Consider the following 22,765-nt stretch of genomic DNA (forward strand, 5'->3'; position numbering starts at 1 on the left):
TATGACTAAAAAAGTGGTGAATGTAGCTGTGGGTGTCATCATTCGGGATGCGCAGTTTTTTGTATGTAAACGGGCCAAAGAGCAGCATCAGGGTGGCCTGTGGGAGTTTCCTGGTGGCAAAATTGAATCGCAGGAAAGCGTGACTCAGGCATTGGCCAGAGAGTTGAAAGAAGAGATTGGTATTGACGTCCACGGTTCTGAACATTTACTGACAATTGAGCATGACTATGGCGACAAACAGGTTAAACTGGAAGTACATAAGGTCGAAGATTTTTCGGGACAAGCGACAGGGCTGGAAGGGCAACCCAGCCAGTGGGTGAGCTGGGGTGAGTTAAAGCAACTGGCGTTTCCCGCAGCCAATGTGGCTATTCTGGACGCACTGGCGCAACAGTATAGTGCGCATCAGTAGCAACGGGCGTTGAGCAAAATTAATAGTAAGGATGATAAAAATGAAAAAAATAGCAGTCACTGCCGCAGCGGTTGCGCTGGCACTGGGTCTGACTGGGTGTAGCGAGCAGGTGAAAACTGACGCACAAGCCGAAGTGATGCAAGCAGAGAGTACGCTGAACTCAGGGGTCGCACTAGACAATATAGATAGTACCGTACGGGCACAGGATGATTTCTACTACCATGTGAATGGCAAATGGTTAGCGCGTACCGAAATACCTGCAGACAAGTCAAATTATGGCTCATTCACTGAACTGTATGATGCATCACAAAAAGCATTGCGTAAAACGCTGGAGCAGGCAGCCAGTAACGATCAGGCGAAGCCTGGCTCAGACGAAGCCAAGCTTGGCGATTTCTATCGCAGCTACACCGATGAATTGGCACGCGAAGAGTTAGGTACTTCACCTCTGCAATCTTACCTTGCCCCTTTTCAGGCATTACAGAGTAAATCTGAGCTGCCAGTTTTATTTGCTCGTGCCTTATCTCAGGGCGGCACGACGCCTTTAAGCTGGTATGCAAATAATGATGCCAAAAACTCCACAATGAATACGCTCTATTTGTGGCAATCGGGTTTAGGCTTGCCGGACCGAGACTTTTACCTTCAGGATACGGAAAAGTTTACACAAATTCGTGCGCAATACAGCCAATACATTGAACGCCTGTTGCAGGTGATGGGCTATGATCAGCCTCGTGCTGAGCAGGCAGCGAAGCATATCATGGCACTTGAAACCGCGATGGCAGAAATACAGTGGTCACGGGTTGAAAGTCGGGATGCGGATAAAACCTACAACAAATTTCAGGTTGATACGCTCAATGCACAGTTGCCACATTTCGACATGGCGGCTTATTTGAAAGCGTTTGGCCTGACTACCAATGAGCTAGTCGTGACTCAGCCTAGCTATCTGGAAGGGTTATCAGACCTAATCGGTAAAACAGATGTGGCTGCTTGGCGCGATTATCTGACCTTTCACTTTGCCAGTGATTATGCACAGCTGCTGCACAAAACAGCGGTTGACCTGAAGTTTAACTTCTATGGCAAAACACTGCGAGGGCTTGAAGAGCAGGCACCGGTATGGAAGAAGGCCGTAAATGCCAGCAATGATGTACTGGGCGAGTTGCTGGGTAAGATCTATGTAAAAGAGTATTTTCCGCCGGAAGCCAAAGCCCGTATGGGTGAGCTGGTCGACAACTTGATTAAAGGTTTTGAACAGTCAATCAATGAACTGGAATGGATGAGTGAACAAACCAAGCAGGCCGCGAAGGTTAAACTCAGCAAGTTTACACCTAAGATTGGTTATCCGGACAAGTGGCGAGACTATTCAGGGTTAGAGATCAGTGCCGACGACCTGGTCGGCAACTATGTGCGCTACAATCAGTGGGCTTATCAGGATATGGTGAGTAAAGTTGACAAGCCAGTTGACCGTAGCGAATGGTTTATGACACCGCAAACCGTTAACGCTTACTACAACCCGGTTAATAACGAAATTGTCTTCCCTGCTGCCATCCTGCAGCCGCCTTTCTTTAACCTGGAAGCCGATGATGCCGTTAACTATGGTGCAATTGGAGCTGTCATTGGTCATGAACTAGGTCATGGGTTTGACGATCAGGGCGCTAAGTATGATGGTGATGGCAACTTACGCAACTGGTGGAGTGAGCAAGATTTGGCTCAGTTTCAGGCGCGCAGCCAAAAGCTGGTTGAGCAGTATAACCAGTACCAGCCTTTTGAAGATGTAAGTGTAAACGGCGAGCTGACATTAGGCGAAAACATTGGTGACCTTGGTGGTCTAAGTGTGGCGTTAAAAGCGTATCAGCTATCTTTGCAAGGTAAGCCGGCTCCGGTGATTGATGGTTACACCGGTGAGCAGCGCTTCTTTATGGGATGGGCGCAGATCTGGCGTCGCAACTATCGAGATGAAGAGTTGCGTAATCGATTGATGACCGACTCGCACTCACCCAGCCACTATCGTGTTATTGGCGTGTTGCCCAATATGCCTGCGTTTTATGATGCGTTTGATGTCAAAGAAGGTGACAAAATGTATCTTAAACCGCAAGAGCGGGTCAAAATCTGGTAAGTGTTTACTGCTATTATGGCCGCCAATTTTTGGCGGCTTTTTTGTATTAACTCTCTGAGGAAAAAGACGATATAGATCTTGTAAGGAAAAATTGATAGCGCTGTCATTTTTTCTTCTATATGATGGTATTTACAACAATTTGAAGTTTGCGCTCAGCGCAGGTTAAGGAGCCGGAATGAAAATACAGAAAAAACTGCTCACCCGGGCCATCGCGGCCACGCTTTTAGTCCCGATGATGGCTAAAGCCACCTGGGATAATTCGCAACTGCAAGCCTTTACTGACAATACCACTTTTACATTTGCAATCGAAAGCAATTATCATAATGGCAGCAGCAGCTTTCTGGCTTCTATCACCTTACAAAACAACTCAAAGATAGCGTTACCTGCTGGTGAAAGCGACTGGCAGATCTACTTTCATTCCATCCGGAAGGTCGCGACTGAGCAGGCCAGTGGGCTGAAGTTTGAGCATGTAAATGGCGACTTACACCGGTTAGTGCCTACCAAAGCGTTTGCCGGGTTAAAGCCGGGCGAAAGCTTGACTATTCCCTATGAGGCCGCTGCCTGGATAGCCGCTTATACTGATTTTATGCCGCGGGCTTTTATGGTCAGTGGTGATAAACAGCCTGCTGTGTTTACCAATACAGACAGCGAAAACATGTTGGATTTTGTCGCGCCGATTGTTCGCGATAACCAACTGGATCGGCACGCCGAGCCAAAAGACTTATCACCCCGTGCAACCGCGGCATGGCGTTATGAACAAAACCAGCAGACCGGCAAGCTGTCACGCGAAGATGCACTGAAACGCATTATCCCGAAGCCGATGGATGTTGATTTCAACCGCGGTTATGCTGATTTGTCCAGTCAGTGGCAGATCCGTTTTGCGGGCAGACTCAAAAGTGAAGTCGCGGTATTTCAGGAAGATCTGGCTGATTATGGCCTGACATTGGAAGCACAGCCGGATCATATTAGTGCCGGTAAAACCAAAACCATCTATTTACAAGTGGAGGAGCAGGCCGACCTGGGCAGTGAGGGCTATCAGCTGGAAGTAGACGACGACAAAATTGTGATCACCGGCCATGACAATGCGGGTGTGTTTTACGGCATTCAGAGTTTGCTCGCGCTATTCCCAGCCGACCAACAAGGTCAGATCCAGGTGCCTAATGTTGAGATTAAAGATGCCCCGCGTTTTGGCTGGCGTGGCATGCACTATGACAACGGCCGTAACTATCATGGTAAAGAGGCGCTGTTCAAATTGGTCGAGCAGATGGGCCGTTACAAACTGAACAAGTTTCACTGGCACTTTTCTGAAGATGAAGGCTGGCGACTTGAGATCCCAGGCTTGCCTGAACTGACGGAGATTGGCGCTCATCGCTGCTTTGATTTGCAGGAGCGTGAGTGTTTACTGACTCAGCTTGGCACCGGTCCGCATAAATCGGGTTCTGGCAATGGTTATCTGACCCGGGATGAGTTTGTTGAATTACTCAAGTTTGCCAAGGCGCGCCATGTTCAGATTATTCCTGAGATTGAAGGTCCGGGCCATGCTCGTGCATCGATTAAGGCAATGGAAGCGCGCTATCATACTCTGATGGAAGCGGGCAAACCGGAGCAGGCAAAAGCTTATCTGCTCAGCGACCCTCAAGACACCTCACAGTACATCACAGTACAGAATTATACCGATAACTCTATGAATGTCTGTCAGGACTCGACTTATGCATTCATTGAAAAGGTCACCTATGAGTTGCAAGGTATGTATCGTGAAGCCGGCACGCGCCTGACGAATCTGCATTTTGGTGGTGACGAAGTTGGGGCTGGCTCCTGGGTAGATTCGCCTGTGTGTCAGGCATTATTTGCCGATCCTAACAATGGCATTACTGGTCCAACCGACCTCAAGCCCTATTTTACACAGCGAGTCGCCACTTTGCTGGCAAAACGAGGAATTGCGCCGGGCGCCTGGGAAGATGGTCTGATGTATGACAAGGTCAATCCGTTTAACCGCGATGCATTTCCAAATGACGTTTTTACAGCCAACGTATGGGACAATATCTGGGAGTGGGGCGTGGCTGACAGGGCGCATCGTCTGGCCAATGATGGCTATCAGGTGGTGTTGTCCCATGGCACGCACTTATACTTTGATCATCCTTATGAGCCACATCCGGCTGAGCGAGGTTACTATTGGGCAGCCCGCTACACGGACAGCAAGAAGACTTTCAGTTACATGCCCGATGATGTCTATGCCAACGCCGATTTTACCCGCAGTGGGGAGGTCATTGAAAACTTAGAGGCCCTGGTTGGGCGTCCGCTACCAGAGCTTGAAAAGCCGGAAAATATTCTAGGTATTCAGGGGCAGGTCTGGAGTGAAACCATTCGCACTGAAGACCAGATGCAGGCGATGGTCTTTCCACGCTTGCTTGCGATGGCAGAGCGTGCCTGGCATAAAGCCGGCTGGGAAGGGGAGCGCCTGGATAATAAGCGCTTTGCGCAGGACTGGCACAGATTCTCCGGTGCTCTGGCACTAAAAGAGCTGGCTAAGCTGGATAAAGCCGGTGTCAATGTGAACCTCCCCGTGCCGGGCGGTAAAGTGATTAATGGCCAGCTTCATGCGAACAGTGCATTCCCGTACTTAACCATTGAAGTGAGCCTTGATAATGGCAAGAGTTGGCAAATTTACACAGCTCCGATGAGTGTAAGTCAATCCGGTAGCGTATTATTACGTACCCGTTTAGGCGATAAAAAGTTTAGCCGCACCACAGGGTTAGACTAATCACCCGGCTACGTCATCTCGGGGAAGGCATATCGCTTTCCCCAGGTTGAAGACATTTGATTACAAAACTAACTAGAAAAAGGCCAAATTTTAACGTAAAGTTAAATGTCAGCGCTGTCATTTTGGTTTTAGATAGTTGAACCGCCGGTTTGAGGATGCGTTCATAAAGGCAGATAGCACAGAATATAATAATCCGGATTACTTTTAATTCGTTTTAATCCGACCTGTATTAATCTTAATTAGCAACAAGAAGAGTTTTATGGAAGCGACAGTGGAAAAAGATGACCTCGAAAAGCAAAGTGTCTGGTTACCAATGACACTTGCTGGCTCAATGTTCTTTATATTGGGTTGTATCACCTGGTTAAATGGCGCCATCACGCCGTTTCTTCAGCAAATGCTGGAACTGAGTCCGCTACAGGCCTCTTTCATTATTTCCTCATTTTACATCGCAGTGACGGTTGCAGGTATTCCCTCAGCCATGCTAATAAAACGAGTTGGATACAAAAATGGCATGGCGATAGGGTGTGCTGTCATGGCGTTTTCCGCATTGATGTATATTCCGGCAGCTAAAATGCAGATGATAGAGATCTTCTTGTTTGCACAGCTCATGATAGGGGTCGGACAGACTGTCCTTCAGACCGCTGTAAACCCATACGTTGTTAAAATGGGATCTGAGCGATCGGCTGCGGTCCGTGTCTGTATTATGGGCTTGCTGAATAAGTCTGCTGGCGTAATAGTGCCCATAGTATTTGCTGCAGTGGTTGTCAGTGGTGTGGTGAACGAAGGTGAATCACTCAGCCAGGCTCAAAAAGATATGATGGCGAATAGCCTTATCGCACCCTACCTGGCTATTGCTGGTCTGATTTTCTTGTTTGCTGCATTCGCTAAGTTTTCTCCTTTGCCTGATCTGGTTTTTGAAGAAGAAGGGCAAACCAGTAAAGGTGAAGTTAAGGAGGCTTTGAGTCATCCTCACCTCGCACTAGGGGTTGTCGGTATTGCACTGTATGTTGCCGTAGAGGTGATCGCCGCTGATACCATTGGTTCTTATGCATTGCAGCTTGGTATTGCCGATTATTCTGTCATGACTTCTTATACTATGGGTTGTATGCTGATTGGTTATGCAATTGGCATTGCATTGATCCCACGTTTTATGTCACAACAAAATGCACTCGTCATGTCTGCAATCGCTGGTATTGTTACCGTTTTTGCTGTAGTTTTAGGGGACAATGATTCGACAGCCTTGGCAAATATTTTGCTTGTACCCTTTGGTGGTCCTCAGTTACCAGATCCACTCTTGTGTATTGCGCTGTTAGGCTTTGCTAATGCTATGGTTTGGCCAGCAATTTGGCCTCTCGCGCTTGATGGTTTAGGACGTTTAACGGGCACTGCATCAGGCCTGTTAATCATGGGAATAGCCGGCGGTGCACTAGGTCCTCTGTTGATTGGTGTTGGCAATGTTGCTGGGCTTGGTGCTCAGGGTGCGTACAGTTTAATGCTACCCAGCTATCTGTTTATTCTTTTCTATGCCTTAAAAGGTCACAAGATGAGAAGCTGGAAATAGCGAACAGAATTTCTATCTGTAAAGTAGAAATAATCCCGTGTGTAATGCCACCGAAAGGTGGCATTTTTTATGTCACTCCTTTATCTGCAAAACCTTTCAATTGTGCTTTCGCCGTATTAAGAAACCAGCCCAATTCTCTTACAGTATATGGAGAGCTTTTCAATACACTGATTGCAATGACAGCGATATATTGACAGCATTAAATAATCGAATTTTTTATAAATTTTAACAGCTTGAATTCATAAATAAAAAAGTTAATGATTGTTGCCAGTGAACTCTGAGTAGAAGAAAAAGGCTGCAAAAGATAGCCGAAGTGCAACGGGTTTGCACTAAACAGTATCGATACTTTCAACGAATGATGTCTTACAGTAGCACCAAATAAATAGCGAGCTTATCAAAATCAGGAAAATCTACTCGGAATGAACAACACCATTGATATCAATGTATTGACCTGTGAGATATAATCGATGAGGTTTGGATTAAAAAGTGGGGCGACTGACGAGGCTTGAACTCGCGACAACCGGAATCACAATCCGGGGCTCTACCAACTGAGCTACAGCCGCCACAAAAGATAAGAACACCTTTGCTGGTGTGGCGCGCATAATACATAAAAACGTGGGCTTTGCAAAGGGTTAAATTAAAAAAATCTCAAAGAAGTTCGTTGAGTATCCCCGACTTGTACAGCTAATATTCATACTGGCTGGGTAAAATCGCCCCGCTATCTCACTCAAGTGCTTACAGGAGTCACTATGGAAACGATTGTTCATTGGGTCGATGATAACTCATCTCTTATCATACACCACCTTTTTCAGGGACTGCTGGCCCTGGTCATATTCTTCATTGGTATGAAACTGGCAAAGCTTGCAGCAAATCTGACAGAAAAAGCGTTTAGTAAACGCAAAGTGGATAAGGCGGTTGGCGCGTTTGTCGGTAACATTGCTTACAGCATAGTGTTTGCAGCGACGCTGTTGATGGCACTGTCTCAGGTTGGCATAGAAACAACCTCCTTTGTGGCTATTCTGGGTGCCGCCGGTTTGGCAATCGGCCTGGCCTTACAAGGCTCCTTATCGAACTTCGCCTCAGGCGTCCTGATCATTATTCTGCGTCCCTTTAAGTCCGGCGACTATATTGAGGCTGGAGGAAAAGCGGGCAGTGTGCAACGCATTGAGATCTTTTCGACCGAATTAAGAACGCCGGACAACAAAGTTATTATTATGCCTAACTCTGCGATTATGTCGGGCGCCATCGTTAACTACTCCCGCGAAAAAACACGTCGTATCGATTTGGTTATTGGCGTGAGCTATGAAGCGGATCTCCGAGAGGCAAAAAATGTGTTAAAATCCGTGCTGGACAAAGAAGCACGGATCCTTAAAGAGCCAGCATATACGGTTGCCGTATTGGAAATGGCAGACTCAAGTGTCAATTTTGTTGTTCGCCCCTGGGTTGCAACATCAGACTACTGGCCCACTTACTTTGACCTGGTTGAGAATATAAAATTAGCATTAGACGATGCTAATATCGAAATTCCATTCCCGCAAATGGATGTTCACCTTCACAAAGACTAATTAATGACAGGTTTATAGGCAATGAAATTAAAACTTTTATCTCTGTGCGTATTGGCAGCTGTTAGCTCGAATGTAGCTGCACAAGAAGCTTCTGCAAAGAAGCCCAAAAAGCAAAAAACCTGGGATGTTACCAGTGAAGTGGGAGCTATTATCACCAGTGGTAATACCGAAACCACGACACTTAAAGGGGCACTTAAGGCGAAGCATAACCTTAAAAACTGGCGCAATGAATATAAGCTGAGCGGGATATATAAGGAAGATGAAATTGAAAATGACGATGGTGAGCGCGTAAGCGAGCGCACCAACGAGAAGTATTCTGTTTCAATGCAGGGAAATTACAAGCTTAACGAAGATCACAGTCACTTGTTTATTTTTGGTTCTTACGACTCGGACTACTTTGGTGCCTATCGTAGTGAAACAGTCGTTTCTGTGGGTTACGGCTTGCGTTTACTTAACCTTGACACTATGTACTTAGATGCGGAAATTGGCCCCGGTGTGAAGCGCTTTGAATATCAGGATGACAGTACAGAACTGGATGAGAATGGCAATCCACTTGCAGGAACAACAGATAATGAGGTCATTGGTGTTGCCAAAGTTGACTTTGAGTGGCAGGTATCGGATAACGCAAGATTCACTCAGGTTGTGGGGATGGAGTATGGTGATACCAATACTAAAACCACCTCTGAATCTGCATTACTGACCAAGATCAATGGCTCCTTACAAATGAAGGTGGCGTACAATATTACCCATAACTCAACTGTTGATGAGGGCAAGGAAAGTACGGATACAGAAACTTCTTTGACCTTAGTTTACAGCTTTTAACATAATTAACCAAAGATATATCAAAAAAAGGGCGATAAGCCCTTTTTTTATAGCAATACTTTTATGTAAAATACGCAATCTTTTTGGCCTATCGTGAAACAGGATACAAAACCGGATGTCTTTCAAACGTATTTTTGCGGCAATTTTGCTGATGTTTAGTGCGGTTTCAATAGCTTTTACACCTACTGCACAACAAATAGAACAGTTTAAGAAATTGCCAAAAAGCCAACAACAGGCGCTGGCAAAGCAATACGGTATCAATCTATCTGACGTTTCTGGTGGGGGGTTAAATAATCCAACTCAAATGCAAAACTCTAGTACTCCGAGTGTTTTTCCGAGACAGCCTGATGAGGATGATAAAGCACCCCGTGATCCTTTGGAGCCAATAGTTGAGGAGCTGGAGCCTTTCGGTTATGAGTTATTTTCTGGTGAGCCAACCAGCTTTGCACCTACAGAGTTACAACTTGTACCCAATGACTATGTTATAGCCAGTGGTGATACGGTAACGATTAATTTGTATGGTAAGGAGTCGGCGACACACATGGTCATGGTCGATCGTGAAGGCCGCCTGAACATACCTGAATTTAGGCCTGTTAGTGTAGTCGGTTTGACCTACGCAGAGTTAAAACAAGTTATTGCTGAAAAAGTGAAAAATGAGGCCATTGGTCTTAGTGCATTTGTATCTATGGCCGAGCTGAGAAGTATTCAGGTATTGATAGTGGGTGAAGCTTATCGCCCCGGCACTTACACACTCTCACCTTTGTCAAGCGTGACTAATGCTCTATTCTCAACCGGTGGCGTTACCAAAATAGCCTCATTACGCAACATTGAGGTGAAAAGGCAGGGGAATACTATCGCCGTTATGGACTTGTATGATCTTCTTCTTAAAGGGGATAGTAGCGATGACATAACGCTACAATCTGGGGACGTGGTGTTTATTCCTTCTGTTGGGCCACAAGTGAAAGTCGGAGGCCAGGTAAAGCGACCTGCTATTTTTGAATTAAAAGAAGGGGACACTGCCGAATCTTTGACTCAAATGTTTGGTGGGTTCAAAGAAGGGGCATTTTTGCAGCGTGTACAGGTCAATCGAGTTCTGAATAATGCTGTAAAGTCCGTCATCTCAGTCAATTTTAGCGAGAGCGAGGTTGATTACATCCCTCAGGGTGGAGATGAAATAAAAGTTCAGGCTGTCAATGATGATGTTGTCGATTCGGTCTCTTTGATCGGTGCCGTTGCGAGACCTGGTAACTATCAATGGTTTGAAGGTGCCACGTTAAAGTCCTATATAGAAGACCCGAGAACTGATCTACTTCCACAAGCTGATTTGGGCTACTCAATCATTGTCAGAGAAAGTGAAGAGTTAGGGAAAATTGAAGTGCTGCAATTTTCCCTGTCTGAAGCACTGAACTCTAAAGGCATTCCATTACAAAAAAATGACGAAGTTTTTATCTTTAGCCGGTTTAACTCACAGGAACAAGAAGAAAGTGCGCTGAAAAATTTGGCGATGTCAGCTCAAGAACAAGAGTTACAGAAAAGCGTAAAGCTTTGGCACCTGTATAAACGACGCCAATTTGAAAATAAAGTATCTTTTCAACAGGAAGAAAAAGACACTCAGAACAAGTCGACAGAGAACAACAAAGAGACAGAAAAAGATAAAGAGGTCGAGCTAGAAGAAGACACAGAAAACCAAGAAATCAACGAAAACATCTATGTACCAACGGTTTTCGGTCGAGAGACGTTACTTGCGCCTGTGCTTGCTCAGCTTGAATATCAGTCATCTTCCTCATCTGAGAGTCAGATCATCGAAGTTTTGGGGCAAGTTCGTTTTCCAGGTATATATCCAATATCAAAGGATATGAAAGCGAGTGACGCAATTTCCGCAGCTGGAGGTTTGCTGGAGTCTGCATACACTGAGTTCGCTGAAATTACCCGTGAACAAGGGGATGGACAAGTTGCGCATATCAAAGTTCCTTTGACCTCCGAAGGCATAGAGAGTTCGATTAATAGTCGTGATGTACTGAATGTATTGATGAAGCCAAATTGGCAGGTTAGTTATCGCGTTACGTTAAAGGGGGAAGTTACTTTCCCAGGGGAATATATTGTAAAGCGTGGAGAGACACTGTATAGCCTTCTGAATCGTGCTGGCGGATTAACCGAGTATGCAGAACCCAGAGCGGCAGTGTTTACTCGAGAAGCGATAAAGGAGCAAGAGCGCAAGCAGCTAGCAAGACTGTCTGATGAGTTGCGTAAGGATATTGCAGCCAAGAGTTTTCAGAAGTCGATTGGAGCCAACTCTTCTCTTAGTTACAGCGATGCTAACCGGTTACTAAAAGACCTTGCGAATGTTAAAGCATTGGGAAGGCTGATAATTGATCTACCAAATATCGTTTCGCAAGCGGACTCTCTTGTTTTGCAAGATGGTGATGCACTTTATGTACCAGGGAAGCGAGAGTCTATTTCAATAATAGGTGAGGTGAACTACAGTTCCTCTCATTTATTTAAATCGGGCACTTCGATTGAAGAGTACATCACCCTAAGTGGGGGACTGAGAGATCGTGCAGATGCCGAAAAAATATATGTTATCAAAGCCAATGGCGCCGTATTTATACCGAACAGAAACTCTTGGTTCGCTATTAACCATGACACAGAGCTTGAGGCTGGCGACACAATCGTTGTTCCTATGGATTCGTCACATTTGGACAATTTGACGCTCTGGAGTACAGCTACGCAAATATTCTATCAGTTAGGTGTTGGTGTTGCTGCGATAGCACGGCTATAGAGGCTTAACCATACTTTTTAAGTCTATTTGTAGATAACATTTTTGTAATTTTAAATTGTAAAAAGTGCGAGTAATTAGAATCTGGTTGGTAACAACTATTGGTATTTAAAGTGAGAACGAACAGTGTCCAGTAAAAGAGCCTTTGAAATATCTGATTTGCCTGGAGAGCTAGACTTAAGAGAAATATGTATCTCAATATGGAAAGGCAAGATAGTCGTCCTGCTGTTTTCATTTGTGTTTTTGTGCATATTTGCTGTGATAGCTTTTAAAATGCATGACGTATATAAGTCAGAAGCTTTGCTTGCTCCTGTTAGCTCTCAGGATGACAGTGGACTAGCCTCTCAATTAGGAGGGTTAGCTTCTGTCGCTGGGATTGAGCTGAACACTGGTGGTGGTATAGACAAGACTAGCCTTGCGATTGAGATTTTACAGTCTCGCAAATTTATTAGTGAGTTTATCGAAAAGCATGATTTATTGGTCGATATTATGGCTGCGAAATCATGGGATCCCGTTCAAAAAAAGCTTTCTTATGATCCCGATATTTATGATGTAGAAAAGAAATTGTGGGTCAGAGAGGTGGACTTACCACGTACTCCTAAACCTTCACAGCAAGAAGCATTTGAAGCATTTCTCGAGATGCTCGATGTTCAACTTATAAAGAAAACTGGTTTGGTTAGTATTGCTATCGAGCATAACTCGCCTGTCTTAGCAAGGGACTGGGTCAATTTAATCATTTCTGAAATAAACATGACAATGAAAGAGCGAGATGTAACTGAAGCTAAGAGAAGCTTACATTTTCTCAATAAGCAACTAAAGACAGATGATATTACTAGTCTCAGAGCTATCCTATATAAATTAATGGAAGATGAAACTAAAACAATCATGCTTGCCGAAGTGCGAGATGAGTATGTTTTTACCACGATCGATCCTGCGATAATGCCAGAGAGAAAAGAAGGTCCTAAAAGAGCAATGCTATGCATTTTGGGAGCCTTTATCGGATTATTGTTAGGGATGTTTACGGTTGTATCTGTTTCTGCTTTTAAAGGAAGAAGTGAGTTTGCCTAGTGACCAGTTTCGTGTTAATGAAATCTGGTTAGTAAGCTGTGTCAATTGTGCTGTCAGCTATGGAGGTTAAATGTTTTATCTGGCTCCTTTAATATCGTCATTTATATTTTGCGTCATGGCGATTTATATTACTAAGCCATTTGCCATTAGAACTGGGCTTGTTGACGTCCCCAACTCAAGAAAACATCATGACGGTCATATTCCGCTGATAGGCGGTGTTGCAATATACTTTGGTGTTTTAATGTCATCGATGCTGTTTTTAGAATATAGCGTCTATTTTAGTGTATATATTATTTCAGCATCATTTATTCTTTTGCTAGGGGTATTAGATGATAAATATGACCTTTCTGTAAGGGTTAGAATTATAGTTCAGCTAGCGATTGCTGTTTTTATGATTTTTGGAACCGGTAATCATTTAAGTTCATTTGGATCTATATTAGGTTTTTTCGAATTTAAGCTTGGTTACTTTGGTGTTGTAATTACTGTGTTGGGTGTCATTGGTACGATTAATGCGTTTAATATGGTAGATGGTATTGATGGATTGGCAGGTGCGTTGAGCCTTGTGTCTTTTCTCGCGCTGGGCACATTGCTTTGGATTTCCGGGAGTGAATGGTTTTTATTAGCTATTCTTTTTGTCGCTTCAATAGCTGCGTTCTTAATGTTCAACCTTCGCTGGCCCAGCAAATCAATGAATAAAGTTTTTATGGGCGACGCTGGTAGTATGTTGATTGGATTTACAATAATTTGGTTACTGGTTATTGGTATCGAACAAGAATCTAAATCTTTTAGACCAGTCACAGCTCTTTATATTATCGCTATTCCGTTAATGGATATGGTAGCGATAATGTATCGGAGAATTAAGAAAGGAACTTCGCCTTTTAAAGCAGATAGAGACCACTTGCATCATATCTTTGAAAGAGCCGGATATAGTCGGCGTAGAGCATTAATTATAATCTCTCTAGCGGCAGCATTTATTGCATTTCTAGGTGGTTTTTTAGAGCTTAGAAATACATCTGAGTGGTTAATGTTTTCGATTTTCATAGGTATGTTTTTAGTCTACAATTATGCTTTAGCGCACGTGTGGCGTATATTGAGCTGGCTGAGACGCAAGTGATCTTCTCACCGATTTTTTTAGCAAGGTATTATGGCAATTAAGATTTTAACTATATTTGGCACTCGGCCCGAAGCAATAAAAATGGCTCCTCTTGTAAGTGCTTTGGAGCAGAATCCTCGGTTTGAGTCCAAAGTATGTGTCACTGCACAGCACAGAGAAATGCTCGATCAAGTATTGGGGTTATTCCAAATTACCCCCGACTTTGACTTAGACTTGATGCAGGCAGGACAAACCTTGCCAGAACTGACATCCAGAATTCTTCTTGAGCTTACACCCGTTTTAAAAGAGTTTCGTCCCGATATTGTTGCTGTACACGGTGATACCGCAACTACTTTTTCGGCTAGCTTAGCTGCCTATTATGAACAAATCCCGGTCGCGCATGTTGAGGCTGGTTTACGGACTGGTGATATCTATTCGCCATGGCCTGAAGAAGCGAACCGTCGTCTTACTGGCTGCCTTACTCATTTGCATTTTGCGCCGACTAGCAAAGCGAAAAAGAATCTTTTAGATGAAAGCTATCCTGCAGATAGTGTTTATGTAACGGGCAACACAGTTATCGATACCTTATTAGATGTGAAGCAAAAAATCGATACAGATCTTTCACTTCAAGAAGAGCTTGGTGGTAAGTTCCCATTTTTAGATAAAACAAAAAAGTTGATTCTTGTCACAGGACATAGGCGCGAGAATTTTGGTTTGGGCTTTGAAAGTATTTGCAGAGCTTTAGCGGCTATTGCTACTGAGTATCCAGATGTTCAAATCGTCTACCCGGTGCATTTGAACCCAAGTGTTCAGGAACCAGTCAATAGAACTCTAAATGGTCTGGACAATGTTCACTTGATTGAACCTCAGGAATACTTACCTTTTGTTTACCTAATGAATGAAGCGTATTTGATACTAACGGATTCAGGAGGAATTCAAGAAGAAGCGCCAAGCCTGGGCAAACCCGTGTTAGTTATGAGGGATACGACTGAGAGACCTGAAGCTGTTGAAGCAGGCACTGTTGAGCTGGTAGGTACCGACTTTAATAGAATTACCGACGCAGTTTCCAAGTTACTCAATGATTCTGATGCATACAAAGAAATGAGCTTAGCGCATAACCCCTATGGTGATGGTACAGCTAGTAAGCAGATTTGTGATGTATTAGCAACTTTAAAGAAAATCTAAGTTAGGAGTCAGTATGTCGTTTGAAACTGTTTCTGTCATCGGGTTGGGCTATATTGGTTTGCCCACAGCCGCAATGTTCGCATCAAAAAGAAAAAAAGTAATCGGTGTGGATGTCAATAAGAAGGCAGTAGATATTATTAATCGCGGTGAGATCCACATTGTTGAACCTGAGCTAGATATCTTGGTTCATGCATCGGTGACAGAAGGGTATTTCCGTGCATCAACCACAGCTGAGCCTGCAGACGCTTTCTTGATAGCTGTGCCAACTCCTTTCAAAGCAGGTAGCTCAGTTATACCTGAACCTGATCTTGGATATATTGAAGCGGCAGCCAAGTCTATCGCTCCGGTGCTTGAAAAAGGCAATCTTGTGGTTTTAGAGTCAACTTCTCCAGTTGGCGCAACAGAGCAATTGGCTGCTTGGCTAGCCCAGATGAGGCCTGAGCTTACTTTCCCGCAGAGCGTGGGGAGTGAAGCAGATATTAAAATCGCATATTGCCCAGAGCGTGTTTTGCCGGGACATGTTGTACGCGAACTCGTAGAAAACGACAGGGTAATTGGTGGTATGTCTCCAGAGTGCTCAGCTGCGGCCATCAAACTATACAAAACGTTTGTTGAGGGTGAATGCATCATTACTGATAGTCGCACTGCAGAGATGGCCAAATTGACAGAAAATAGTAGCCGGGATGTGCAAATTGCTTTTGCAAATGAACTGTCATTAATTTGTGATGAGATAAATGTCGATGTTTGGGAGCTTATCAAGCTTGCCAACCGTCATCCACGCGTAAACATTTTACAGCCAGGTCCAGGTGTAGGTGGACACTGTATTGCCGTTGATCCCTGGTTTATTATTTCGAAATCACCGGACTCTGCGAAACTAATACACACGGCCAGGAAGGTGAATGATTCAAAGCCATTGTGGGTAGTCGACAAAGTTAACCAAGCTGTCGGTGAATTTCTACAATCGCGTCCCGAACGCACTGCTAAATCAGTGACAATAGGATGTTACGGATTGGCATTCAAACCAGACATTGATGACTTGAGAGAAAGTCCGGCAATGCAGATTGTACAAGAGGTCAGAGACGTCCACGCAGGAAAAATTCTTGTCGTTGAACCTAATATTGAGTCTGTGCCGACGCAGCTAGGAGAGGTAGAGCTGGTCGATCTGGAGGATGCTTTATCTACATGCGACATTCACTTATTGTTAGTTGATCACAAAGAGTTTAAGTCTACTGAAATAGACAAGAGTAAGCTTGTAATCGATACAAAAGGAATTTGGCTGTGAAGATTATTGTGACAGGCGGAGCCGGATTCATCGGTTCTGCGGTGATTAGACACATCATCGAAAATACAAATGACTCCGTTGTTAATGTTGACAAGTTGACCTACGCTGGGAACCTTGAGTCATTGAGTTCGGTCGATAAAAATGAACGTTATCAGTTTGAGCGAGTTGATATTTGCGACAGGCAGGCACTTACTCGCGTCTTTGAGACGACTAAGCCAGATGCCATTATGCACCTGGCTGCTGAGTCTCATGTAGACCGTTCAATCGATGACTCAGCTGAGTTTATACAGACCAATCTGGTTGGTACTTTTACTTTATTGGAAGTTGCCAGGCAATACTGGAATAAGCTGCCAGCAGAAGAGAAATCAAGGTTTAAATTTCATCATGTTTCTACCGATGAGGTTTACGGTGATTTAGAAGGCACAGAAGACTTGTTTACCGAGTCGACCCCTTATGCACCTAGTAGCCCATATTCTGCGAGTAAAGCTGGCTCAGACCACTTAGTCAGAGCTTGGGGAAGGACTTATGGTTTACCTATTCTACTGACTAATTGTAGTAACAATTATGGACCATATCACTTCCCGGAAAAATTGATCCCACATGTTATTTTAAATGCACTGCATGGCAAGGCACTGCCTGTCTATGGCGATGGTACTCAAGTGCGTGATTGGCTCTATGTTGAAGATCATGCCAGAGCATTGTATACGGTTTTACTCAATGGCGTAGACGGTGAAACATACAATATTGGTGGCCACAACGAAAGACAGAACATAGATGTTGTTAAAGTGATCTGTCAGCTGCTCGAGGAGTTAGCCCCTGAAAAGCCGGAAAATGTGGCAAGGTACGAAGATCTTATCACGTTTGTAAAGGATCGCCCCGGTCACGATGTTCGCTATGCAATAGATGCGAGTAAGATTGAGAAAGAACTGGGATGGACCCCCAGGGAGACATTTGAATCTGGCATTCGTAAAACAGTTGAGTGGTATCTAGACAACACACCCTGGTGGCAGCATGTGCTTGATGGCAGTTATCAACAAAGTAAAGGTGTTGAAGATAAATGATTAAGCGTAAAGGTATAATATTGGCTGGCGGAACGGGTTCTCGTCTTTTTCCGATCACTCATGGTATATCAAAGCAGTTGTTGCCTGTGTATGACAAGCCAATGATCTATTATCCACTGTCGGTACTAATGCTTGCAGGGATCAAAGAAGTATTGATCATTACAACACCAGAAGATCTGGATAGCTTTAAGCGTCTTTTAGGTGACGGCAGTTGTTTCGGTATCGCGCTGAGTTATGCAGTTCAACCTAAGCCTGAAGGGCTTGCACAGGCTTTTATCATCGGAGAAGAGTTTATTGGGGATGACCCCGTATGCCTGGTACTTGGTGACAATATTTTTTATGGTCAGGGCTTTACGCCAAAGTTGAGTGCCGCGATGTCGCAGCAGACTGGCGCTACAGTATTTGGATATCAAGTGAAGGATCCAAACCGTTTTGGGGTTGTTGAGTTTGATAAAGATCGAAATGTGATTTCAATCGAAGAGAAACCAAGTGTAGCGAAGTCAAACTTTGCGGTCACTGGATTGTATTTCTATGACTCAAATGTTGTAGAAATGGCGAAAAAAGTTAAGCCTTCTGCCCGAGGTGAGCTGGAGATTACGACGCTCAACCAAATGTATCTGGAGAAAGGTGAACTCAATGTTGAGCTGTTAGGGCGAGGGTTTGCTTGGCTTGATACCGGTACGCATGACAGCCTGCTAGAGGCGGCTCAGTTTGTTGAAACAATCGAAAAGCGCCAGGGGTTTAAGATTGCCTGTCTCGAAGAGATTGCGTTTTACAACAAGTGGCTGAGTAAGGAACAGATACAAAGCATCGCAGAAAAGTACGGTAAGAACTCTTATGGAGATTATTTGAAGGAAATATCAAATAAATGAAACACCTTCATCTAATGAAGTGCGAAAAGTTTGTACCAGCAGTGATTGAAACGATTAATGATGCTTTTCCGGAAGGAGAGCATCATTTCTTAGTTTTTGAGGGGGGGACGGATAAAACCTACCCAGCAAATGTGACTCAACTCAGCTCAAAAAACCTCAAACAGCTCGTTGCAACAGTAAAACATGCCAAGAAGGCCGACAGGGTTTATTTTCATGGTTTATTTGTCCATATTCTGGTTGTACTGTTTTCACTCATGACAGGCGTGCTTAGTAAGTCTGTCTGGATCCTTTGGGGAAACGACCTTTATGCTTATAACGAGAGAAAGCGCTCCATTGCAAAAAGGTGTTATGAGTATTTTCGCAGAAGGCTAATTAAGAACATTTCAACCATAGCCACTTCTATGGACGGGGAGTTTGCGTTAGCAAGGCTGTGGTATCAAACTCGAGCCCGGCATTATAAGGGGTTTACCTATCCAAGTGTTACAGTTAAGCCTGATTCAATTGCTGTCACAACAAATCCTTCGTCAAGCAATGCAAAAGTTAGAATCTTAGTTGGAAATTCGGCTACCGCCGTTAATAACCATGCTGAGGTGTTGCGTCGCATCAAAGAGCAAGTGACGTTTGACTTTGAAGTTATCTGTCCTCTCAATTACGGAGATTCTGCCTATGGAGATGAGGTGGAGTCTTTGGGGGGGAAGTTATTTGGTAACAGGTTTACCGCATTAAGAAAAATGTTGCCCCTGGACGAATACAATGCACTTCTAGCTTCGATAGATGTTGCTATATTTGATATGAACAGACAGCAAGCGATGGGCAATATCATACAGCTACTTGCTATGGGTAAGGTCGTATGCATGCGCGAAGGCACTTCAAGCTACAACCACTTAACTCAACTTGGAATTAAAATATACTCTAAAGAAAAAGTTTTAAGCAGCCCAGTACTGCCCAATGTTGAAGAAAATGTCGCTATTGTTAGAACCGAATATAGCCAAGCACAGTTACTTAAAAATTTGAACGGTTTATTTTCTGATGAGTGAAAAAATAATGATCTTAGGAGCTGGTGTTTATCAGGTTCCTCTTATCAAAAAGGCAAAAGAGTTAAACTTTACTACCATAGTTGTATCTCCTAATGGTAACTATCCAGGGCTACTGATCGCGGACGAGTGTGTGTTTTGTGATATTAAGGATGAGGTCGAGGTATTAAAGCATGCAAAGCAACATGGTATATCAGGTATAGTTACGACGGGGAGCGATGTGGGCGTGCCTACCGTTGGCTACGTTGCAGAGCACTTGGGGTTGAGTGGTATTGGCTATGAAAATGCCAAGGCGTGTACGAACAAAGTAAGTATGAAGCGAAAGCTACTGGATGCTAACGTCAACACAGCCAAGTTTGCTGTTATAGAATCAAAAGCTGACATGCATCAAGCCTTAGAGTCCTTCACATACCCAGTTATGGTCAAAGCGCCAAACCTGTCTGGCAGTCGGGGTATTACTAAAGTATACAGCGTCGATGAGGCGGTGAGTGCCTATGAATTGGCCACAGAAATCAGTAAAAGCAATGAAATTATTGTTGAAGAGTTTCTCGAAGGCGAAGAGGTGGGGGCTGAAGTCATCATCGATCGCAGTGGCAATGCGAAAGTCATTATTCACGATAGAATAAACTTCAGTGGGAAAACCGACGTGCCAATCGGTCATGCCATTCCATCGCAATGCAGTGATATTGTGAAAAAGAACATTGAAGCTGAGCTATTGAAGGCCGTTGAAGCTTTGAATATCACATGCACGGTTTCTAATTCTGATATTATGGTTGTTGGTGATCAGGCTTATATCATTGAAATTGGTGGAAGAATGGGGGCGACGTGTATACCAGAGAACATAGCTTCCTTTTACAACGTGGATATGTACGAGCTGATCATTAATTTGTGTTTAGGTAGAGATATAGACATGAGCTTCTCAGGTTCAGGGAAAGCAAATGTATCTAGACTATTAATTAGTGATAAGGCTGGCGTTATTGAAAGTATAGATATGCCTGATGTTAGCTCAAAGGAAAACGTTGAGGCATTTCAACTCGACTACGATGTTTCTGATAGTGTGCGCAAGTTCGCGGTAGGTCCCGACAGAATAGGTCATATTGTTGTTAGTGGTTCCTCTATTGCGGATGCTGGATCAGAGCTCGATAGCTTACTTTCTGATATTAATATCGTTATTCGAGGCTAGTTTGTATGAATAAGGTTATATTCGTCGGTGAAGGTAACTCCCTTAAAGCACAGCTTATTATTGAGCTAACCCATCAAAGCTTGAAAAGTGATTACCAACTGATGTTTTTCTCTTCGTGCTCCGAAGGCTGCGCTGTCACCGCGGCAAATAACTTGGATATCGAATACCATGTTACTGGAAAAGCAATTTGCCCATCGGAAGTTAAATCTTTCACTGCTGATTGTGATGATTATATCTTGGTGCTTCTAGGGTGGCCCTACATAATAAAAGCAAGAGAAATAAATGCACTAGATGGAAAGTTAATCAATTGTCATGGTTCTTACTTGCCAGATTACAAGGGGTCAAGGGCTTATATGCATTACTGGGCTAATATTGAAGAGTATTATGGCATTACGATTCATTATGTCAGTGAACAAGTGGATGCCGGCAATATCTTGGCACAAAGTAAACTCAAGCTCTTCCCTGAAGAAACACCAAAGATTTTACACTACAGAATGTGTGAGTTAATAGCACATGAGCTGCCGAAATCGCTGAAAATGGTATTTCTCGGAGATAAGGGCAAACCGCAAACTGGCTCCGGGCGATACTTCTTAAAACAAGATCGAGAGTTTTTTCATAGTATACGCGAACACAATGAAAAGAACCCTTCTGATAAAGTTCTTACACCATATAGATAAATCTCAATTTTGCCTCAATAAGTAAAGGTCCAATCATGAATAATATTCCGTTTAATAACCCGCCTGTTGTTGGCAATGAAATTGACTACATCAAACAAGCTCTAGGAAATAATAAGTTATGCGGTGATGGACCATACACGAAAAAGTGTCAACAATGGTTTGAAAATGCATTTTCTGTAAAGAAAACACTGCTAACACCTTCTTGTACTCACGCGTTAGAACTGAGTGCGATATTGCTTGATATAAAAGAGGGCGATGAAGTGATCATGCCCAGCTATACCTTTGTGTCAACAGCAAATGCTTTTGTTCTGCGAGGCGCTAAAATCGTGTTTGTTGATGTTCGAAAAGACACGATGAATATTGATGAATCTAAGATCGAAGCTGCCATTACAGAAAAGACCAAAGTAATAGTTCCTGTTCACTATGCTGGCGTTGCTTGTGAGATGGATACAATTATGAGTATCGCGCAAAAGTATAAGCTGTTCGTGGTTGAAGATGCCGCACAAGGGGTGATGAGTACTTACAAAGGGAAGCCTTTAGGAACTATTGGCCACTTAGGTGCATTCTCGTTTCATGAAACCAAGAATTATACGAGTGCAGGAGAAGGTGGTTTGTTATTGATCAACGATGAAACTTTGATTGAGCGAGCAGAGATCATTCGTGAAAAAGGCACCGACCGAAGTCAATTTTTACGAGGACAGGTTGATAAATATTCTTGGGTTGACATAGGCAGCAGCTTATTGATGAATGATATTAGCGCTGCTTATCTATTGGCACAGATGGAAGGCGGTAATGCTCAGTTAATTAACCAAGATCGTTTGAATAGTTGGAAACGATATTATGACGGTCTGGCCGAGGTCGAGAGACAAGGGCATGCGGAACTACCATCAATTCCTGAAGAGTGCGAGCATAATGCCCATATGTTTTACGTAAAGCTAGATTCTCTTGAAACTCGGACACAGCTAATTCAGTTTTTACGCGAATCTAATATTCAAACGGCTTTTCACTATGTGCCACTTCATTCTTCGACAGCAGGTAAAGTGTTTTCAAGATTCAGTGGACAAGACGAGTTTACAACTCTAGAGAGTAATAGGCTGCTTAGGTTACCTCTTTGGTACGGCTTGGATGGGCAAGACATTGAGCATGTATGTAATGAAATAAAGAGGTTTTTTCAGGGCTCCTAACAAAAAGTCTTTTGCTTAAGACCTTTCGGTAAGCTTCATGTTGATTTATTTACTCAATGAAGCTTATTGATGGGAGGCATGCTTTCCTGGGCGGAAAGTACCACGGTAAGATGCGGGGCTAT

At 43.7% G+C, this 22,765-nt stretch carries 17 protein-coding genes and 1 tRNA gene; 17 read left to right on the forward strand and 1 reads right to left on the reverse strand.

What is annotated here, in order from left to right; all coding sequences use genetic code 11:
• Window position 1 precedes the first annotated feature (1 nt).
• The 4 genes from mutT to nagP all read left to right on the forward strand — a co-directional run bounded on the left by mutT (window position 2) and on the right by nagP (window position 6,841).
• Window positions 2-409: an 8-oxo-dGTP diphosphatase MutT gene (gene mutT / locus NH568_RS09935; protein ID WP_253046648.1), complete on the forward strand. Its 408-nt coding sequence runs from the start codon at window positions 2-4 to the stop codon at window positions 407-409.
• 40 nt (window positions 410-449) lie between these two features.
• Window positions 450-2,519, forward strand: a complete 2,070-nt coding sequence (locus tag NH568_RS09940; protein ID WP_253046651.1) for a M13 family metallopeptidase — start codon at window positions 450-452, stop codon at window positions 2,517-2,519.
• A gap of 175 nt (window positions 2,520-2,694) precedes the next feature.
• Window positions 2,695-5,280: a family 20 glycosylhydrolase gene (locus tag NH568_RS09945; protein WP_253046653.1), complete on the forward strand. Its 2,586-nt coding sequence runs from the start codon at window positions 2,695-2,697 to the stop codon at window positions 5,278-5,280.
• Window positions 5,281-5,539: 259 nt separating this feature from the next.
• Entirely contained in the window at window positions 5,540-6,841 is a 1,302-nt protein-coding gene (gene nagP, locus NH568_RS09950; protein WP_253046655.1) for an N-acetylglucosamine MFS transporter NagP, read from the forward strand.
• 487 nt (window positions 6,842-7,328) lie between these two features.
• Here nagP and NH568_RS09955 read toward each other — a convergent pair.
• Window positions 7,329-7,404 (reverse strand) — tRNA-His (locus tag NH568_RS09955).
• Between the two features lie 186 nt (window positions 7,405-7,590).
• On the opposite strand from NH568_RS09955, the gene NH568_RS09960 reads away from it, so the two are divergent.
• The 13 genes from NH568_RS09960 to rffA all read left to right on the forward strand — a co-directional run bounded on the left by NH568_RS09960 (window position 7,591) and on the right by rffA (window position 22,643).
• Window positions 7,591-8,406 (forward strand): mechanosensitive ion channel domain-containing protein, encoded by an 816-nt coding sequence (locus NH568_RS09960; RefSeq protein ID WP_253046657.1) that lies wholly within the window; start codon window positions 7,591-7,593, stop codon window positions 8,404-8,406.
• A 21-nt stretch (window positions 8,407-8,427) separates the two neighbouring features.
• Entirely contained in the window at window positions 8,428-9,228 is an 801-nt protein-coding gene (locus NH568_RS09965) for a DUF481 domain-containing protein (RefSeq protein ID WP_253046659.1), read from the forward strand.
• Window positions 9,229-9,343: 115 nt separating this feature from the next.
• A complete protein-coding gene (locus tag NH568_RS09970; protein ID WP_253046661.1) occupies window positions 9,344-12,007 on the forward strand; it encodes an SLBB domain-containing protein in 2,664 nt (887 codons plus the stop codon).
• A gap of 123 nt (window positions 12,008-12,130) precedes the next feature.
• Window positions 12,131-13,072, forward strand: a complete 942-nt coding sequence (locus tag NH568_RS09975) for a Wzz/FepE/Etk N-terminal domain-containing protein (RefSeq protein ID WP_138550739.1) — start codon at window positions 12,131-12,133, stop codon at window positions 13,070-13,072.
• A 70-nt stretch (window positions 13,073-13,142) separates the two neighbouring features.
• A complete protein-coding gene (gene wecA, locus NH568_RS09980) occupies window positions 13,143-14,186 on the forward strand; it encodes a UDP-N-acetylglucosamine--undecaprenyl-phosphate N-acetylglucosaminephosphotransferase (RefSeq protein ID WP_253046663.1) in 1,044 nt (347 codons plus the stop codon).
• A 30-nt stretch (window positions 14,187-14,216) separates the two neighbouring features.
• Entirely contained in the window at window positions 14,217-15,350 is a 1,134-nt protein-coding gene (gene wecB / locus NH568_RS09985) for a UDP-N-acetylglucosamine 2-epimerase (non-hydrolyzing) (protein ID WP_253046665.1), read from the forward strand.
• A 13-nt stretch (window positions 15,351-15,363) separates the two neighbouring features.
• Window positions 15,364-16,632, forward strand: coding sequence for a UDP-N-acetyl-D-mannosamine dehydrogenase (gene wecC / locus NH568_RS09990; RefSeq protein WP_253046667.1), 1,269 nt, complete (start codon window positions 15,364-15,366; stop codon window positions 16,630-16,632).
• The gene (gene rfbB / locus NH568_RS09995) at window positions 16,629-17,693 is read left to right on the forward strand and encodes a dTDP-glucose 4,6-dehydratase (protein ID WP_253046669.1); all 1,065 of its coding nucleotides are present in this window, start codon (window positions 16,629-16,631) and stop codon (window positions 17,691-17,693) included. The genes wecC and rfbB overlap by 4 nt, the downstream gene beginning before the upstream one ends.
• Window positions 17,690-18,565, forward strand: coding sequence for a glucose-1-phosphate thymidylyltransferase RfbA (gene rfbA, locus NH568_RS10000; RefSeq protein ID WP_253046671.1), 876 nt, complete (start codon window positions 17,690-17,692; stop codon window positions 18,563-18,565). The genes rfbB and rfbA overlap by 4 nt, the downstream gene beginning before the upstream one ends.
• Window positions 18,562-19,602, forward strand: coding sequence for a TDP-N-acetylfucosamine:lipid II N-acetylfucosaminyltransferase (locus tag NH568_RS10005; RefSeq protein WP_253046673.1), 1,041 nt, complete (start codon window positions 18,562-18,564; stop codon window positions 19,600-19,602). The genes rfbA and NH568_RS10005 overlap by 4 nt, the downstream gene beginning before the upstream one ends.
• Window positions 19,595-20,782 carry an ATP-grasp domain-containing protein gene (locus tag NH568_RS10010; protein WP_253046675.1) on the forward strand — a complete coding sequence of 396 codons (1,188 nt, stop codon included), beginning with the start codon at window positions 19,595-19,597 and terminating at the stop codon, window positions 20,780-20,782. The genes NH568_RS10005 and NH568_RS10010 overlap by 8 nt, the downstream gene beginning before the upstream one ends.
• Before the next feature lie 5 nt (window positions 20,783-20,787).
• Complete coding sequence (locus NH568_RS10015; RefSeq protein ID WP_253046677.1) at window positions 20,788-21,459, forward strand: formyltransferase family protein; 672 nt, start codon at window positions 20,788-20,790, stop codon at window positions 21,457-21,459.
• A 35-nt stretch (window positions 21,460-21,494) separates the two neighbouring features.
• The gene (rffA, locus tag NH568_RS10020; protein ID WP_253046679.1) at window positions 21,495-22,643 is read left to right on the forward strand and encodes a dTDP-4-amino-4,6-dideoxygalactose transaminase; all 1,149 of its coding nucleotides are present in this window, start codon (window positions 21,495-21,497) and stop codon (window positions 22,641-22,643) included.
• Window positions 22,644-22,765: the final 122 nt, after the last annotated feature.

Source organism: Pseudoalteromonas sp. XMcav2-N, from assembly GCF_024124545.1.
GTDB lineage: Bacteria > Pseudomonadota > Gammaproteobacteria > Enterobacterales > Alteromonadaceae > Pseudoalteromonas.